Origin of the sequence: Microbacterium sp. NPDC056052, assembly GCF_042266785.1 — a bacterium.
Taxonomy (GTDB): Bacteria; Actinomycetota; Actinomycetes; order Actinomycetales; family Microbacteriaceae; genus Microbacterium.
In genome coordinates, this window is the sequence record NZ_JBHJWV010000001.1 from 288023 (window position 1) to 304096 (window position 16074).

Below are 16074 nucleotides of genomic sequence, written 5' to 3' on the forward strand. Positions count from 1 at the left end.
ACGGGTGGGGATCGGCCGCTCACCTCTGCAGGAAGAGCAGGATCGCTCTGACGCGCCGGTTCTCCTGGGCCGGAGTCAGGCCGAGGCCCGTGAAGATGTTGCCGACGTGCTTGCGGACGGCGGCGTCGCTGAGGTGCAGGGTGTGGGCGATGTCGCCGTTGGATGCGCCCTCGGCCATCAGCTCGAGCACCTCGCGCTCGCGGGGCGTGAGGGCGTCCAGCACGTCGGGCCCGCCGCTGCGGAGCAGGTGCCGCGCGACCTCGGGGTCGATCACGGTGCCGCCGCCCGCGATCATGCGGAGCGCGCGTTCGAAATCGGAGATCCGGTTCACCCGGTCTTTGAGCAGATAGCCGATCCCGCCCTCGGGCAGCGTCAGCAGTTCGCGGGCGTAGCGGTCGGCGACGTACTGCGAGAGCACCAGGACCGGTTGCGTGGGACGTGCCCGCCGTATCGCCAGGGCCGCCCTCAGTCCGTCGTCGGTGCCGTCCGGCGGCATGCGCACGTCCGTCATCACGAGGTCGGGGGCGGTGGCGGCGAAGACCGCACGGAGCTCGTCCGCATCCGCGGCCGTCCCGACGATCTCATGCCCGAGCCGGACGAGCAGGGCCGCGAACGCCTCGCGCAGCAGCGCCGAATCCTCAGCGAGCAGGATGCGCATGCGCGACCTCCTCGAGCCCGCGCGGCGCGGTGAGGGCGATCGTCGTGGGCCCGCCGGCGGGGGAGTCGATCTCGAGCGCGCCGTCGAGGGCCGCCGCGCGCGCGATCAGGCCGGTGAGACCGGTGCCGCCGGACGGATCCGCGCCGCCGCGGCCGTCATCCCGGACGACCACCTCCAGCGACGTGCGATCCGTGCGCGCGATCACGTCGATGCGCGTGGCGTCCGTGTGCTTGACCGCATTCGTGAGGGCCTCGCGCACGACGAAGTAGGCCGCGGCCTCGACCGCGGGGCCGGCGCGCCCGAGCTCGTCGCAGTCCAGCGCCACGCGGAACGGCGATCGCCCCGCGAGCTCCTCGAGCGCAGCCCCGAGGCCGCGGTCGGCGAGCACCGCCGGGTGGATGCCCCGCACGGACTCCCGCAGCGCCGCGGACGCGCGATCGGCCTGATCCTGCGCCGCGACGAGAGACCGGCGGGCGGGATCCGCCTCACGGCCGAGGAGCGCGAGGTCGAGCTCGAGCGCGCCGAGACGCGTCGCGAGCACGACGAGCTCCTGCTGGACGCCGTCGTGCAGATCTCGTTCGATGCGCCGGCGCTCATCCTCGTGCGCGGTCACGATCGCCGCGCGGGAGCGGGTGAGCCGCTCCATCCGCTGGTCGATCTCGGCTCCGCGCGGGGCGAGTAGCCAGGAGATCGTGAGGCTCTGCGCCGTCGCCACGGCGAGGTTCAGGTACGCGGCGAGGATCAGCACGACCACGAGCGCCACCGGTGGGAGCCACCAGGTGCCGGCGTCGAGGCGGATCCTGGCATCCCCGAACAGCAGGATCTCGGTGGCGCCGCGGGTGAGCGCGTGGATCGGCACGCCGACCACCACGATCAGGGCCACCGCCTCGAAGAAGAGCAGTGCGAGCGCGAAGAGCCCTGCGACCAGATCCAACAGCAGGACGAGCGCCTCGCGCCAGGTCGCGGGCTCCGTGAGACGGATGTTCAGCCAGTTGTGCCGGTCCTCCCTCGCCACCCGGACGTGCCCGGTCTCGATCGCGCCGAACCCGAGCAACCTCTGCCGCCGGCGCTCCAGGGCGCCGATGGCGATGCTCCAGATCGGCAGCAGCAGAAGCGTGAGGGGGACGAGCACCAGCAGCAGCGGGCCGAGCACGGCCGAGATCAGGAGATAACCGAGCGCCCGCCACGGCCACCACGCGGTCAGGACGACCCAGGGCGCCCGCTGCAGGGCCTGCGTCACGGTGCGCACGCGACGCGAAGAGGGCGGGCGCGTGCTCATGCGGTCGGTCTAGGGACGAGGCGGATCCGCCGAGTCCGGCAGCGCTGAAGAGTAGACCTGGCGCTACCGGCGATGTCGCTCGCGGCCTCCTGCACGCACGACCGGATCCGGCTGGACTGGAGGCATGGAAGAGATCCTGGTGGCCGAGGGCCTCATGAAGCACTACGTCGCGGGCCGGGAGCGGGTGCCGGTGCTGCGCGGCATCGACCTGGCGGTCGCCGCCGGCGAGTTGGTGAGCATCGTCGGCCCGAGCGGATCCGGCAAGTCGACGCTCCTGTACTGCCTCGCGGGTCTCGAACGCGCCGATCACGGGGAGGTCAGGGTGCACGGGGAGACGCTGACAGGAGCGTCCGCGGCGAGGCTCGCGACGCTGCGGCGTGACCGGATCGGCTTCGTCTTCCAGTCCTACAACCTGATCCCTTCGCTGTCCGTCCGGGAGAACGTGGCGCTCCCCGCCCGGCTGGCCCGTCGCGCGGCGCCGGATGCCGAGGGCGCCCTCGCAGCCGTCGGGCTTGCGGAGCACGGAGCCAAGCGCCCCGGGCAGCTCTCCGGCGGTCAGCAGCAGCGCGTCGCGGTCGCGCGGGTGCTCGCCGCACAGCCGGCCGTGCTGTTCGCGGACGAACCCACCGGAGCGCTGGACTCCTCGGCCGGCGGTGTGGTGCTCGATCTGCTGCGGGGATACGCGCAGGGGGAGCGCTCCGTGGTGCTGGTGACGCATGACCTCGACGCCGCCGCGCGCGCCGATCGCACCATCGTGCTCCGGGACGGACTCGTCGTGGCCGAGCTGCGGAGGCCGAGCTCCGCGCAGATCCTCGCCGCGCAGCACGCCGGGAACGGGGCCGCTTCCGCTCACGGACCCCGCGCGGAGCGACACCCGCTCCGCGCCGCGGAGGCCGGCGCATGATCCGGCTGCTGCTCGGCGAGCTGCGCGCGGACTGGCGCTCCTGGGCGGGCCTCGTTCTCGTCGCAGCCGTTGCGGGTCTCGCGATCGGGATCGGCGGATCCTTCCTCGAGACCGGGCTCCACGTCGGCGGGCGGAGGGGGACGGGGATCAGCGGTGCGTCGTCGATGATCCTGGTGTTCGGCGGCGTGAGCGCGATCGCCGTCACCAGCGCCGTCGCCCGTCTCGCGGTCGATCTCGGCAGGCCGGGCTATGCGCGATGGCAGCTCTGCGGGGTCACCCCTCGGCAGACTGCGGCGGTCGTCCTGTGCCAGGTGGTGGTGCTGAGCCTGACCGGGGCGGCCCTGGGTCTCGGGGCGACCGCGCAGCTCGCCCCGTTCGTGCTGCGCCTCGCCTTCGAGGGGGCCTCCGGAGGCTACGACACGACGACCGCGATCGTCGGACCGCTGACCGCGGTCTTCGTCGGCGGGGGCGTGCTGCTCGTCGCTCTGCTGGGCGGCCTTCCCGCCGCGCGCCGGGCCGCCCGTACGCCTGCGCTCGAGGCGCTCCGCGAGTCCGAGCCTCGCGGTGCGGCGATGCGGTGGTGGCGGGGGGCGCTGTTCGCCGTCATGACGACCGGCGTGGTCGCCGCGGTGCAGGCGTGGATCTCCTCGGCCGCTGCCGCGACCTCCGTCGACCGCAACACACTGATCTCGCAGACGCCGCTCATCGCGCCGCTCCTCACCGTCGTGATCGTGACGGGAGGTCCGGTCCTGTACGCGCCGCTGCTGCGGGCCTGGACGGCGCTGCTGCCGGCGAGGGCCTCCTCGGCGTGGTTCCTCGCCCGGCACCAGGCGCGCTACCACCTCGGGCGCAGTACGGCCTCGATCACCCCGCTGCTCACCGGGACGGCGATGCTGGGCGGCCTCTACACGGTCATCGCGACCTGGGGTGCGGCGGCGAGGGCCGCCGGGGAGCCGTTCGAGGGGCTCGAGCTGGGCCAGGCGATCGTCCTGCTGGGCGGACCGCTGCTGCTGGCGGGGGTCGGCGCAGCCGCGGTCGTGTTCATGAGCAACCGCACCCAGGCCCGCGAGCAGGCGCTGCTGTCCGCGAGCGGCGCGACGACGGCGGTGATCGTCCGAGCCGCGGTGCTGCAGGCGCTCATCCACGTGTGCACGGCCGCGCTGCTGTCCGGTGCGGTGATCGGGGTGACGGGCGTCCTGACGGCGGCGATGCTGCGCCCGTTCTATCCCGCTGTCACGCCGCAGTTCGACGTCGGGTCCGCGGGGATCCTCGTCGGCGCGGGTGCGCTGCTCACCGCGGCGGCAGTGCTGATCCCCGTCCTGTCGCGCCTGCGGGCCTCGGTGGCGACGGCGCTCAGCGCGGTGTGAGCGCCGCCCGGGTGCCGACCCGCCGATGTCCGCGCCCACTCGTAGAATTCAGAGGTGCCGGAGAACATCTCGCTGGAAGCCGCCCGCGTCGAGGCCGACGAGCTGACGACTCGCATCCTTGAGGCGAAGGATGCGTACTACGGACGCGACACCTCGCTCGTGGACGACGCCACCTACGACGGCTGGATGCACCGGCTCGAGGAGCTCGAGCGGCTGCACCCCGAGCTGCAGGGGCAGGACTCGCCGACCCAGATGGTGGGCGCGGCCGACGCGACGGGCCTGCAGACCATCGAGCATGCCGAGCGCATGCTCAGCCTCGACAACGTGTTCTCGCTCGACGAGCTGCGCGAGTGGGCGGCGAAGACCCGCGCCGCGGCGGGTCGCGACGTCGCCTGGCTCACCGAACTGAAGATCGACGGCCTCGCGATCAACCTGCGCTACGAGCACGGCGTGCTCACCTCCGCCGCCACGCGGGGCGACGGGCGGGTCGGTGAGATCGTGACCGAGAACGCCCTGCGCGTCGCGGGCATCCCCGAGAGGCTCAGCGGCTCCGGGCACCCGGCGATCGTCGAGGTGCGCGGCGAGGTCTTCATCCCGGTCGCGGCCTTCGAGTGTCTGAACGCCGCGCAAGCGGCCTTCCGGGACCGCGCGTACGCCGAGGCGCTGGAGCGCTTCCAGGCCCGTGGCGGCGCCAAGAAGCCCTTCGACGAGGAGAAGGCCCGCACCGCGGCCGCCCGGCGCTTCCCGTCCTTCGCGAATCCGCGCAACGCCGCGAGCGGAGGCCTGCGACAGCAGCTGGACAAGAAGGACGGCCTGGAGCTCGAGGCGGGGCTGCTCCGCGTCGACTCCCTCGCGCTGTACGTGCACGGCATCGGCGCGTGGCCGGATCCGCCCGTCTCCGCGCAGAGCGAGGTCTACGAACAGCTGGCGCAGTGGGGACTGCCCACGAGTCCGCACACGAGGGTCTGCGCCACGATCGACGAGGTCGCCGAGTTCGTCGCCTACTTCGGCGAGCACCGGCACGACATCGAGCACGAGCTGGACGGCATCGTCGTCAAGGTCGATGAGCTCGATCTGCACGCAGAGCTCGGCGCCACGAGCCGTGCACCCCGCTGGGCGATCGCCTACAAATACCCGCCGGAGGAGGTGCAGACCACCCTTCTCGACATCGTGGTGTCGGTCGGCCGCACCGGCCGTGCGACGCCGTTCGCGGTCATGGCACCGGCCCACGTCGCGGGAAGCGTCGTGCGCCAGGCCACGCTGCACAACAAGGACGTGGTCAAGGCCAAGGGCGTGCTCATCGGCGACACGGTCGTGCTGCGCAAGGCCGGCGATGTGATCCCCGAGGTGCTCGGCCCGGTGGTCGAGCGGCGCGACGGCTCCGAGCGGGAGTTCGTGATGCCGGAGCGCTGCCCGGAATGCGGTTCGGTCCTCGCGCCCGCCAAGGAGGGCGACATCGATCTGCGCTGCCCGAACACGCGATCTTGCCCTGCGCAGGTGCGCGGCCGCGTCGAGCACATCGGATCCCGTGGCGCCCTCGACGTCGAGGCGCTCGGCGAGGTCACCGCCGCCGCGCTCACGCAGCCGAGCCACCCGGCGGTGCCGCCGCTGGAGACCGAGGCCGGCCTGTTCACGCTCACGCTCGAGCAGCTCGTGCCGATCGAGGTCGTCGTCCGCGACGGCGAGACGGGGCTCCCGAAGGAGGACGAGGACGGGATCGTGAAGACCCGCGCACCGTTCCGGCGCAACCCGACCGCGGCCGAGAAGAAGGAGGGCGTCAACGCGTCGCAGCCGTCCTCCCAGGCCGTCAAGCTGCTCGCCGAGCTCGAGAAGGCCAAGACCAAGGATCTCTGGCGTCTGCTGGTCGCCCTGAACATCCGCCACGTCGGTCCGGTCGCCGCGCGCGCCCTGGCGCAGTGGTTCGGGTCCCTGGATGCGATCCGCGCCGCGTCCCGCGAGGAGCTCGCCGCGGTCGAGGGCGTGGGCGGGATCATCGCCGACTCGCTCCTGGACTGGTTCACCGTCGACTGGCACCAGGACATCGTGCAGCGCTGGGCCGACGCCGGCGTGCAGTGGGCGACACCGGGGCACGCCGGGCCGGGAGCCGCGGCTGCGGAGGGCGGAGTGCTCGACGGGCTCACCGTCGTCGCGACCGGATCCCTCGACGGCTACACCCGCGAGGGCGCGCAAGAGGCGATCATCAAGGCCGGCGGCAAGGCGGCGTCGAGCGTCTCGAAGAAGACCGACTTCGTGGCCGCGGGGCCCGGTGCCGGATCCAAGCTCGCCAAGGCGGAGGAGCTGGGCCTGCGGATCCTCGACGCGGCGCAGTTCCACCTGCTCGTGACCCGGGGGCCCGACGCGCTCGACGCCTGAGAGCGCGACCGCCGGGGGGAGGAGCTGGTCATGACGGGCGGGATCGATCTGCTGCCGACGGTGATCGGGGTGCTCGTCCTCGCCGCGATCGCGACCGCGGCGCTGCTCGCCTTCCGGGTGCCGGGGCGGTGGACTCCGGCGCTCGCCGTCCTCCGCGGCGCGGTGCAGCTCGCGATCATCAGCGTGATCCTGACCGGGATCGTCTCGCAGCCGGCGTGGATCGGCGTCGCGCTGCTGGTCATGTTCGGCATCGCCGCGGGCGTTGCCGTGCGCCGCACGGGCGGCGGTGCGCACATGGTGCTCGTGATGGCGACCTCGATCGGCGCGGGCGCGGTCGTGTCCATCGGCACGGTGTTCGCGACCGGCGCCCTCCAGCCCACGCCGCGCTACCTCCTCGCGATCGGTGCGATCCTCATCGGCAACTCCATGAGCATCGCCACGCTCGCCGGGCGCCGGTTCACCGCGTCGGTGGCCGACCGGTGGGATGAGGTCGAGGGATGGCTCGCTCTCGGCGCGACCCCGCGCCGCTCCACGCTCGAGCTCGCGCGCAAGGCGGTCCGCGAGGCCCTCATCCCGTCGATCGACCAGACCAAGACGACGGGACTCGTGGTGCTGCCCGGCGCGTTCGTCGGTGCGATCTTCGGCGGATTGCCGCCGCTGGAGGCGGGACGCTTCCAGATCGTGGTGCTGGCCGCGATCATGGCGGCGGGATCCCTCACGGCCGTCCTGATCGCGACCTGGCTCGGCCCGGTGCGGACGAAGCCGGTCGTCTCGGCGTGACGGACGCCCCGCGGGGCTTCCCGGGGTGCGCTCTACGCTGCGCGCTGCGCGCTGCGCGTGACCGCCGCTCCCCGCCGAGTGCACGGGAAGCTGCCGAGTGCGCGGGAACTTCGCGTCGGGTTCCGGTGATTTCGGCGATAAGCGGTGTGCTCGTGGATCCGCGTGTCGGGTTCCGGTGATCTCGGCGATAAGCCGTGCGTTCGTGGATCCGTGCGCCGAGTGCACGGGAGCCTGCCGAGTGCACGGGAACTTCGCGCGAAGTGCCGGTGCTTTCGGCGACAAGCCGTGCGCTCGGCGGATCCGGATCCGGGTCCGGATCCGGACCCGGCGGCAAATAGGTCGTGCACCCGGCGAGAACGCCGGGTGCACGAACAGGCTCAGTCCTTGTGGCGCGGCTTGCGCGGGGGGCGGTCGTCGCGCGGGGCGTCGTCGCGGCGCGGACGGTCGCCGTAGCTGCGATCCGCGGATCCGCCGTCGTAGGAGCGGCGGGGACGGTCGCCGTAGCCGCGGTCATCACGGCCGCGGTCGTCGCGGCGCGGACCGCGATTCGGGCGGCCGGAGTCGCGCTGGATCTCGATGAACCGGCCCGAGATGCGGGTGTCGCGAAGGCGGTCCAGCACCGAGGAGTCCAGGTTGGAGGGGAGCTCGACGATCGAGAAGTCCGGGCGGATCGTGATCGCGCCGAAGTCGTCACGGCCCAGGCCGCCCTCGTTCGCGAGCGCGCCGACGATCTGTCGCGGCTCGACACGGTGCCGGCGACCGACCTCGATCCGGTAGGGCGTGTAGTCGCCGCGGCTGCGCCGTTCGGGACGCGCGCCGCGGTCGTCACGGGCGCCGTCGCGTCCTCCCGAGCGCTCGGTGCGCTCGCGCTGCGGCCGGTTGTCGGCGGCGATCGCCGCGGAGAGCGAGTCGTTCGCCGGGTCCAGCAGCAGCGGAGTCTCGCCCTGGGCGACCACGGCGAGGGCCGCGGCCACGTCGGCCTCCGGCACGTCGTGGTTGCGCACGTAGTGGGCGATGATGTCGCGGAAACCCTCGATCCGTCGGGTCTCCTCGAGCGCCGCGGTGATCGCGTCGTCGAAGCGCGCCAGACGGGTGCTGTTCACGTCCTCGGTCGTCGGCAGCGCCATCTGCGTGGGCTGCTGGCGCGTGGCGCGCTCGATGTGCTTGAGCAGGTAGCGCTCGCGCGGGGTGATGAAGCTGATCGCGTCACCGGAACGGCCCGCGCGGCCGGTGCGGCCGATGCGGTGCACGTAGGACTCGGTGTCCGTGGGGATGTCGAAGTTGACGACGTGGCTGATCCGCTCGACGTCGAGGCCGCGCGCGGCGACGTCGGTGGCGACGAGGATGTCGAGCTTGCCGTCCTTGAGCTGGCCGACCGTGCGCTCGCGCATCGGCTGGGCGATGTCGCCGTTGATCGCGGCGGCGGAGTAGCCGCGGGCGCGCAGCTTCTCGGCGAGCGTCTCGGTCTCGTTCTTGGTGCGGACGAAGACGATCATGCCCTCGAAGTTCTCGACCTCGAGGATCCGGGTGAGCGCATCGACCTTCTGCGCGTACGACACCACGAGGTAGCGCTGGGTGATGTTCGCGTTGGTCGTGGTCTTGCCCTTGACCGAGATCTCCTCGGGGTCGTGCAGGTACTGCTGCGCGAGCCGGCGGATCGTGGCGGGCATGGTCGCCGAGAACAGTGCGACCTGCTTGTCCTCCGGAGTCTGCGCGAGGATCTGCTCGACATCCTCCGCGAAGCCCATCTTGAGCATCTCGTCGGCCTCGTCGAGGACGAGGTTCTTCAGCTCGGACAGGTCGAGGGTGCCCTTGGCGAGGTGGTCCATGATGCGGCCCGGCGTGCCGACGACGATGTGCACGCCGCGGCGGAGCGCCGACAGCTGCACGCCGTAGCCCTGGCCGCCGTAGACCGGCAGCAGGTGCACGCCCGGCATCTGGGCGGCGTAGGCCTCGAAGGCCTCGGCGACCTGCAGCGCGAGCTCGCGGGTCGGGGCCAGCACGAGCGCCTGCGGCTTCTGCTGCTGCAGATCCAGGTTCTCCAGGATCGGCAGGGCGAACGCCGCGGTCTTTCCCGTTCCGGTCTGCGCGGTGCCCAGCACGTCGCGCCCGCCGAGCAGCAGCGGGATCGTCTCGCGCTGGATCGCGGAAGGGGTCTCGTAACCGAGGGCCTTGACCGCGGCGAGAACGGGCCCGCTGATGCCGAGCTCCTCGAAGCCGGGACCGGCCGGCGCTTCCGTTTCGGTCGCTCCGTCGCCCTCCGCAGCGGGGTCGATGAGGGGCTCGGTCGGCGTCGCGTCGTCTCGGGTCACAACTCAGAGTACCGTCCCGGGCCTGGGAGATCGCAGCCCGGAGTGCGCGGATCGCTCGATCCGCCGCCGGAATCGTGCGGCTCGCGCGTGTCGAACCGGGGAACGGGTCAGCTCCCGGAGGTCAGCGCGACCAGTCGCTCCTTGACCTGGCGTCGCAGCACCTTGCCGATGAGGGAGGTCGGCAGCTCGTCGACGACGAAGATGCGGCGCGGGACCTTGTAGGGCGTGAGGATCCCGCGAGCGAAATCGCGGATCGCCTCGACATCGACGTCCGTGCCCGGATCCACGACGATCGCGGCGACGACCTCCTCGCCGGAGTGCTCGCTGGGAAGCGCCACCACTGCGGCGTCGATGACGTCCGGGTGCTGGCGCAGCACGCCCTCGACCTCGGTGGGGGCGACGTTGAAGCCGCCGGTGATGATGAGCTCCTTGATCCGATCGACGATGCGCACGAATCCGCCCTCGTCGATCGTGACGATGTCGCCGGTGCGGAACCAGCCGTCCGCGAACACGGCCTCGGTCTCCTCCGGCTTGCCGTAGTAGCCCGAGAACACCTGCGGCCCGCGGACGACGAGCTCGCCGGGCTGCCCCGGTTCGACGTCCTTCGTCGGCTCGTCCGGATCCACTACCCGGCATTCGGTGCCGGGCAGCGGCAGGCCCACGGTGCCGGGCACGCGGTTGTCCGCGACGGGGTTCGCCATGAGCACGGGCGAGCATTCGCTGAGGCCGTACCCCTCGACGAGATAGCCGCCGGTCGCCTTCTCGAACGGGACAACGAGCTCATGGGGCAGCGCCATGGCGCCCGAGATCGCGACCTCGATGCCGGCGAGAGACACGCCCTTCGCGGTCGCCGCCTTGAGCAGCCGGTCCGCGATGGGCGGCACGAGCGGCAGGAACGTCGCGGGGTGCTTCTTGACCACGTCGAGCACGAGATCAGGGTCGAACTTGGGGAACAGCACGAGGCGCGCGCCCATCGACATCGCGAACGTGAGGCAGAGCGTGAGCCCGTAGGCGTGGAACATCGGCAGCACGGCGTATACGACGCAGCCGTTCCCGCGCGTGATCGAGGGCACCCACGCCTGGGCCTGCGCGGCGTTGGCGAGCAGGTTGCGGTGCGTCAGGGAGGCGCCCTTCGGGGTGCCTGTCGTGCCGGACGTGTACTGGATGATCGCCAGATCGTCGGTTGCGGGGCGCGGGTGCGACGAGGGGAGCGGGGAGTACCCGACGACGGACTCCCACGTGACGGTGCCGCGCACACGCGTGGTGAGAGCCTCCCGGGACTCGCGCGCCTTCGCGACCGGCAGGCGCAGCGCGAATCGCGTGAGCGCGGGCATCGCGCGCGTGACGTCGACCGAGATGAGACTCGTGACGGCGATGTCCGCGGGGAACTCCTGCACGGATGCGACGACCTTGTTCCAGACGATCGCGTGCTTCGCACCATGATCCTCGAACTGCTTGCGCAGCTCACGGGGCGTGTACAGCGGGTTGTGCTCCACGGCCACGGCGCCCAGTCGCAGCACGGCGTAGAACGCGATGATGTGCTGCGGACAGTTCGGCAGCACGATCGCGACCGGATCCCCGGCCTTCACACCGAGCGCCTTGAGCCCTGCGGCCGCACGGTCGATCGCGGCCTGCAGGTCGCGATACGAGGTGGTCCGCCCGAAGAACTGCAGCGCGGGCGCGTCCGGATAGTCACGGGCGGACGCCTCGACGATGTCGACGAGGGATCCGGCGACCTCGGCGAGATCCTCCGGCACCCCCTCGGCGTAGCTGGCGGTCCAGGGGCGCGGAGGAACGAACGTCGTCACCTGCACAGCTTATGCCTGCGGCCGCGCGTGGGCGGAGGCCCGCTCGGGCGGGGCGCCGGACGTCCGCTGGCTAGACTGTCCTGGTGTCTGAAATCACCCCTGATCTCGTACGCCATCTCGGCGTGCTCGCGCGCATCCAGCTCTCCGACGACGAGGTGACGCAGCTGACCGGTCAGCTGGACGCCATCGTCGACAACATCGCGAAGGTCTCGGAGGTGGCGACGCCCGACGTCGCCGCGACGAGCCATCCGATCCCGATGCACAACGTCTTCCGGGAAGACGTCGTGGGCCAGACCCTCACCACCGCGCAGGTGCTCCAGAATGCGCCGGACGCCGACGGCGACCGCTTCCGTGTGACCGCGATCCTGGGAGAAGAGCAGTGAGCGAGATCATCCGCTGGACCGCCGCCGAACTCGGCGCCAAGCTGGCCGCGGGCGAGGTGTCGAGCGTCGAGGCGACGCAGGCCCACCTCGACCGCATCGCCGCCGTCGATGGCGACGTGCACGCCTTCCTGCACGTCAACGAGCACGCGCTCCATGCGGCCGCCGACATCGACCGTCGCCGTGCGGCGGGGGAGAGCCTGGGCGAGTTGGCCGGCGTACCGCTCGCGATCAAGGACGTGCTCGTCACGACCGACCAGCCCGCCACGAGCGGCTCCCGGATCCTCGAGGGCTACCGCTCGCCGTTCGACGCGACCGTCGTGGCCCGGGCGCGCGCGGCCGGTCTCGTCGGCATCGGCAAGACCAACATGGATGAGTTCGCGATGGGATCCTCCACCGAGCACTCCGCGTACGGCCCCACCCACAATCCCTGGGATCTGGACCGGATCCCCGGAGGTTCCGGCGGCGGCTCGGCTGCGGCCGTCGCCGCCTTCGAGGCGCCGCTCGCCCTCGGCTCCGACACCGGCGGCTCGATCCGCCAGCCCGCGCACGTCACCGGCACGGTCGGCATCAAGCCGACCTACGGCGGCGTCAGCCGGTACGGGGCGATCGCCCTCGCGTCGAGCCTCGATCAGGTCGGCCCCGTGAGCCGCACCGTCCTCGACGCCGGCCTGCTGCACGACGTGATCGGCGGTCACGACCCGAAGGACTCGACGTCCCTTCCCGACACGTGGCCCTCGTTCGCCGAGGCGGCGCGCGAGGGGGCGACCGGACAGGTCCTCAAGGGCCTCAAGGTGGGCGTCATCAAGGAGCTGCCCGACTCCGGCTTCCAGGCGGGAGTCGCGAGCTCGTTCCACGCCGCGCTGAAGCAGATGGAGGCGCAGGGCGCGGAGATCGTCGAGATCTCGGCACCGCATTTCGAGTACGGCGTCGCCGCGTACTACCTGATCCTGCCCGCCGAGGCGTCCAGCAACCTGGCGAAGTTCGACTCGGTGCGCTTCGGTCTGCGCGTCACGCCCGAGGGCGGCGGCACGGTCGAGGACGTCATGTCGCTCACCCGCGAGGTCGGCTTCGGTCCCGAGGTGAAGCGCCGCATCATCCTCGGCACCTACGCGCTGTCGGCCGGCTACTACGACGCCTACTACGGCAGTGCGCAGAAGGTGCGCACGCTCATCCAGCAGGACTTCGACGCCGCGTTCGCGCAGGTCGACGTCATCGCGACGCCGTCCGCGCCGACCACGGCGTTCAAGCTCGGCGAGAAGATCGACGACCCGCTGCAGATGTACTTGAACGACCTCACCACGATCCCGGCGAACCTCGCCGGCGTGCCGGGGATCTCGATCCCGTCGGGCCTGGCGGAGGAGGACGGGCTGCCTGTCGGCATCCAGTTCCTCGCTCCCGCGCGCGAGGACGCCCGCCTGTACCGGGTCGGCGCCGCGCTGGAGACGCTGCTCGTCGACGCCTGGGGCGGGCCGCTGCTCGACCGCGCACCGACCCTTCGACAAGCTCAGGTACCGCAGGGAGGGACCCGCTGATGGCCGCCGTGACGCTCATGGACTTCGACAAGGCGCTCGAGCTGTTCGAGCCGGTGCTCGGCTTCGAGGTGCACGTCGAGCTCAACACCGAGACCAAGATGTTCTCCGACGCCCCGAACCCGGCGAACGAGCGCAACCACGATGCGGAGCCGAACACGCTCATCGCACCGGTGGATCTGGGGCTTCCCGGATCCCTTCCGGTCGTGAACGAGACGGCCGTGCGCTCCTCGATCAGCCTGGGCCTCGCGCTCGGCTGCTCGATCGCCGAGTCCTGCCGGTTCGCGCGGAAGAACTACTTCTACCCCGACCTCGGCAAGAACTATCAGATCTCGCAGTACGACGAGCCGATCGCGTTCGAGGGATCCGTCGAGGTCGAGCTCGAGGACGGGACGCTCGTGACGATCCCGATCGAGCGCGCGCACATGGAGGAGGATGCCGGAAAGCTCACCCACCTGGGCGGCGCGACCGGTCGCATCCAGGGCGCGGAGTACTCGCTCGTCGACTACAACCGCGCCGGCGTGCCGCTCGTCGAGATCGTCACCAAGCCGATCTTCGGCGCCGAGCACCGCGCCCCCGAGATCGCGAAGGCGTACGTCGCCACGATCCGCGACATCGTCCGGGGTCTCGGCATCTCCGAGGCGCGTCTGGAGCGCGGCAACCTGCGCTGCGACGCGAACGTGTCCCTGCGCCCCCGCGGCCAGGAGAAGCTCGGCACCCGCACCGAGACGAAGAACGTCAACTCGATGCGCTCCGTCGAACGCGCCGTGCGCTACGAGATCCAGCGGCAGGCGGCGATCCTCGCCGACGGCGGCACGATCACGCAGGAGACCCGGCACTGGCACGAGGACACCGGCACCACGTCGCCCGGGCGACCGAAGTCCGACGCGGACGACTACCGCTACTTCCCCGAGCCCGACCTGCTGCCCGTGCAGCCGGCCCGTGAGCTGGTCGAGGAGCTGCGCGCGGTGCTGCCCGAGCAGCCCGTCGCCCGGCGTCGTCGCCTCAAGGCGGACTGGGGCTTCGGTGACATCGAGTTCCAGGGCGTCGTGAACGCGGGCCTGCTCGACGAGGTCGAGGCGACCATCGCTGCGGGCACGACCGCCGACACCGCGCGGAAGTGGTGGAGCGGTGAGATCAGCCGCATCGCCAACGAGCGCGAGGTCGACGCGGGATCGCTGATCGCGCCGGCCTCGGTCGCTGCGCTGCAGCAGCTCGTCGACGCCGGCACGCTCACGGACAAGCTCGCCCGTCAGGTGCTCGAGGGCGTCATCGCCGGCGAGGGAACCCCGCAGCAGGTCGTCGACGCGCGCGGGCTCGCGGTCGTCTCCGACGACGGCGCGCTCATCGCCGCGATCGATGAGGCTCTGGCCGCCCAGCCCGATGTGATGGCCAAGATCAAGGACGGCAAGGTGCAGGCCGCCGGCGCCGTGATCGGTGCCGTGATGAAGGCGATGAAGTGGCAGGCGGACGCCGCCCGCGTGCGCGAGCTCATCCTGGAGCGCGCCGCGCAGTAGCGACAGCCCGCTCAGTAGACGCTCAAGGGCGCCGCACTCAGAGTGAGGCGCCCTTGAGCGTCGCTGTCTGAAGACCGGCGCCGAGCACGCGGGCGATCGCGCGCAGGCTGGCCGGTTCGTGCAGCCTGCGGCGCTGCTCCTCGGCACTCTCGTCGAGGGCGGCGTCGAGGGGCCGGGCCGTGATCGTCGCCGACCAGGCGTCCGCGGCGGCACGCACGGCGCCGCGGTCCGTTCCGGCGGGCAGGCACGCCGTCAACGCGCGCTCGACCGTGTCGTGCAGCGCGCGGCGGTAGCGGGTCAGCGCTCGTGCGACCTCGGGGCGCACGTGGGATTCGTGCCAGAGGATCTCGCGCAGCACATCCGACGCCTCCCGGTCGTGCAGAACGCGCTCGCCCACGTTCATGAGCGTCTGCACGGGGTCTCCGCGCACCGCGAGCGGTACGGCATCGAGCGCGGCGGTGCGCAGGCGTTCGTCGATGAGCGCCGCGAGGATGTCGGGCTTGGCCGGGAAGTAGTAGAAGAGCAGGCCCTTGGGCACTGCGGCGGCACGCGCGATCCGGGCTGTCGACGTGCCGTCGAAGCCGTCGCGGGCGAACAGGGTCTCGGCGGAATCGAGGATCCGGGTGCGGGCGTCGCCGGCTTCCGTGTTCCTGGTCATGACGGCTTCTCATGACGGTGCGGGGCGGTGGTCTCCCAGCGTCCCGCACCCTGTGCAACCGTCCAGGTCACGCGTGAGCCGCCGTGGGGCCGCCGTGCGAAGCGCGGTGGGCCTTTTCGGCGGGCACCAGTGCCCAGAGCCCTGCGACCGCGCAGACGGCTCCGCAGATCCACGAGGCCCAGGCGGGCCCCGCGTCTCCGGCGTAGGAGCCGATCCATGGGGAGATGAAGAGCAGCGCGCCGATCGCGGCGAGGATCCACTCCATCGACACGAGACCGGGGGCTGCGAGGCTCCATACCCCGGCAGCGATCATCAGGACGCCCAGGACGATCATCATGGTCATCGTCATGCCCATGCCGGGCGTCATCACGATGCCCGCCACGACCGCGACCAGTCCGGCGGCGACGGCCACCCAGTCCTGCCAGCGTGTCCACTTCTTCATAGAACTCATCCTCCTTGCAGTCAGATGGCTCCCGAATGGGGGTCGCTACGATTCTACCGTCTTG

General features: G+C 71.6%; 13 protein-coding genes. 7 read left to right on the plus strand and 6 right to left on the minus strand.

The annotated features are described in order from the left end of the window. Positions 1-19: 19 nt before the first annotated feature. On the minus strand, positions 20-658 hold the full coding sequence (locus ACFC1J_RS01310) for a response regulator transcription factor (RefSeq protein ID WP_375901785.1): 639 nt from the start codon (positions 656-658) through the stop codon (positions 20-22). Then, positions 639-1937: a sensor histidine kinase gene (locus ACFC1J_RS01315; RefSeq protein WP_375901787.1), complete on the minus strand. Its 1299-nt coding sequence runs from the start codon at positions 1935-1937 to the stop codon at positions 639-641. The genes ACFC1J_RS01310 and ACFC1J_RS01315 overlap by 20 nt, the downstream gene beginning before the upstream one ends. A 124-nt stretch (positions 1938-2061) precedes the next feature. Between ACFC1J_RS01315 and ACFC1J_RS01320 the strand changes: the two genes are divergently transcribed. Genes ACFC1J_RS01320 through ACFC1J_RS01335 form a run of 4 tightly spaced genes read left to right on the plus strand, consistent with a single transcriptional unit; the run spans position 2062 to position 7361 of the window. Further along, positions 2062-2841, plus strand: coding sequence for an ABC transporter ATP-binding protein (locus tag ACFC1J_RS01320; protein WP_375901788.1), 780 nt, complete (start codon positions 2062-2064; stop codon positions 2839-2841). Then, entirely contained in the window at positions 2838-4208 is a 1371-nt protein-coding gene (locus ACFC1J_RS01325) for a hypothetical protein (protein WP_375901790.1), read from the plus strand. The genes ACFC1J_RS01320 and ACFC1J_RS01325 overlap by 4 nt, the downstream gene beginning before the upstream one ends. 54 nt (positions 4209-4262) lie before the next feature. Further along, positions 4263-6581 carry an NAD-dependent DNA ligase LigA gene (gene ligA / locus ACFC1J_RS01330; RefSeq protein ID WP_375901791.1) on the plus strand — a complete coding sequence of 773 codons (2319 nt, stop codon included), beginning with the start codon at positions 4263-4265 and terminating at the stop codon, positions 6579-6581. A 30-nt stretch (positions 6582-6611) separates the two neighbouring features. After that, complete coding sequence (locus ACFC1J_RS01335) at positions 6612-7361, plus strand: ABC transporter permease (RefSeq protein ID WP_375901793.1); 750 nt, start codon at positions 6612-6614, stop codon at positions 7359-7361. Positions 7362-7738: 377 nt separating this feature from the next. Here the strand turns inward: ACFC1J_RS01335 and ACFC1J_RS01340 are convergent, their stop codons facing one another. Beyond that, entirely contained in the window at positions 7739-9637 is a 1899-nt protein-coding gene (locus tag ACFC1J_RS01340) for a DEAD/DEAH box helicase (protein WP_375902699.1), read from the minus strand. A 143-nt stretch (positions 9638-9780) separates the two neighbouring features. Next, positions 9781-11481: a long-chain-fatty-acid--CoA ligase gene (locus tag ACFC1J_RS01345; protein ID WP_375901795.1), complete on the minus strand. Its 1701-nt coding sequence runs from the start codon at positions 11479-11481 to the stop codon at positions 9781-9783. An 83-nt stretch (positions 11482-11564) separates the two neighbouring features. On the opposite strand from ACFC1J_RS01345, the gene gatC reads away from it, so the two are divergent. The 3 genes from gatC to gatB are packed head-to-tail and all read left to right on the plus strand — an operon-like array spanning position 11565 to position 14910. Next, positions 11565-11864 (plus strand): Asp-tRNA(Asn)/Glu-tRNA(Gln) amidotransferase subunit GatC, encoded by a 300-nt coding sequence (gene gatC / locus ACFC1J_RS01350; RefSeq protein WP_375901797.1) that lies wholly within the window; start codon positions 11565-11567, stop codon positions 11862-11864. Continuing rightward, the gene (gatA, locus tag ACFC1J_RS01355) at positions 11861-13396 is read left to right on the plus strand and encodes an Asp-tRNA(Asn)/Glu-tRNA(Gln) amidotransferase subunit GatA (protein ID WP_375901799.1); all 1536 of its coding nucleotides are present in this window, start codon (positions 11861-11863) and stop codon (positions 13394-13396) included. The genes gatC and gatA overlap by 4 nt, the downstream gene beginning before the upstream one ends. Continuing rightward, a complete protein-coding gene (gene gatB / locus ACFC1J_RS01360) occupies positions 13396-14910 on the plus strand; it encodes an Asp-tRNA(Asn)/Glu-tRNA(Gln) amidotransferase subunit GatB (RefSeq protein ID WP_375901801.1) in 1515 nt (504 codons plus the stop codon). The genes gatA and gatB overlap by 1 nt, the downstream gene beginning before the upstream one ends. A 37-nt stretch (positions 14911-14947) precedes the next feature. On the opposite strand, the gene ACFC1J_RS01365 is transcribed toward gatB, so the two are convergent. Further along, entirely contained in the window at positions 14948-15568 is a 621-nt protein-coding gene (locus ACFC1J_RS01365; protein ID WP_375901803.1) for a TetR/AcrR family transcriptional regulator, read from the minus strand. Between the two features lie 67 nt (positions 15569-15635). Continuing rightward, complete coding sequence (locus ACFC1J_RS01370; RefSeq protein WP_375901805.1) at positions 15636-16010, minus strand: SPW repeat protein; 375 nt, start codon at positions 16008-16010, stop codon at positions 15636-15638. Positions 16011-16074 lie beyond the last annotated feature (64 nt).

What these genes read in the sequence shown, in the direction of transcription:
- ACFC1J_RS01310 (WP_375901785.1), bottom strand. Translation starts at nt 658, where the DNA reads ATGCGCATCCTGCTCGCTGAGGATTCGGCGCTGCTGCGCGAGGCGTTC.
- ACFC1J_RS01315 (WP_375901787.1), bottom strand. Translation starts at nt 1,937, where the DNA reads ATGAGCACGCGCCCGCCCTCTTCGCGTCGCGTGCGCACCGTGACGCAG.
- ACFC1J_RS01320 (WP_375901788.1), top strand. Translation starts at nt 2,062, where the DNA reads ATGGAAGAGATCCTGGTGGCCGAGGGCCTCATGAAGCACTACGTCGCG.
- ACFC1J_RS01325 (WP_375901790.1), top strand. Translation starts at nt 2,838, where the DNA reads ATGATCCGGCTGCTGCTCGGCGAGCTGCGCGCGGACTGGCGCTCCTGG.
- ACFC1J_RS01335 (WP_375901793.1), top strand. Translation starts at nt 6,612, where the DNA reads ATGACGGGCGGGATCGATCTGCTGCCGACGGTGATCGGGGTGCTCGTC.
- gatB (WP_375901801.1), top strand. Translation starts at nt 13,396, where the DNA reads ATGGCCGCCGTGACGCTCATGGACTTCGACAAGGCGCTCGAGCTGTTC.
- ACFC1J_RS01365 (WP_375901803.1), bottom strand. Translation starts at nt 15,568, where the DNA reads ATGACCAGGAACACGGAAGCCGGCGACGCCCGCACCCGGATCCTCGAT.
- ACFC1J_RS01370 (WP_375901805.1), bottom strand. Translation starts at nt 16,010, where the DNA reads ATGAAGAAGTGGACACGCTGGCAGGACTGGGTGGCCGTCGCCGCCGGA.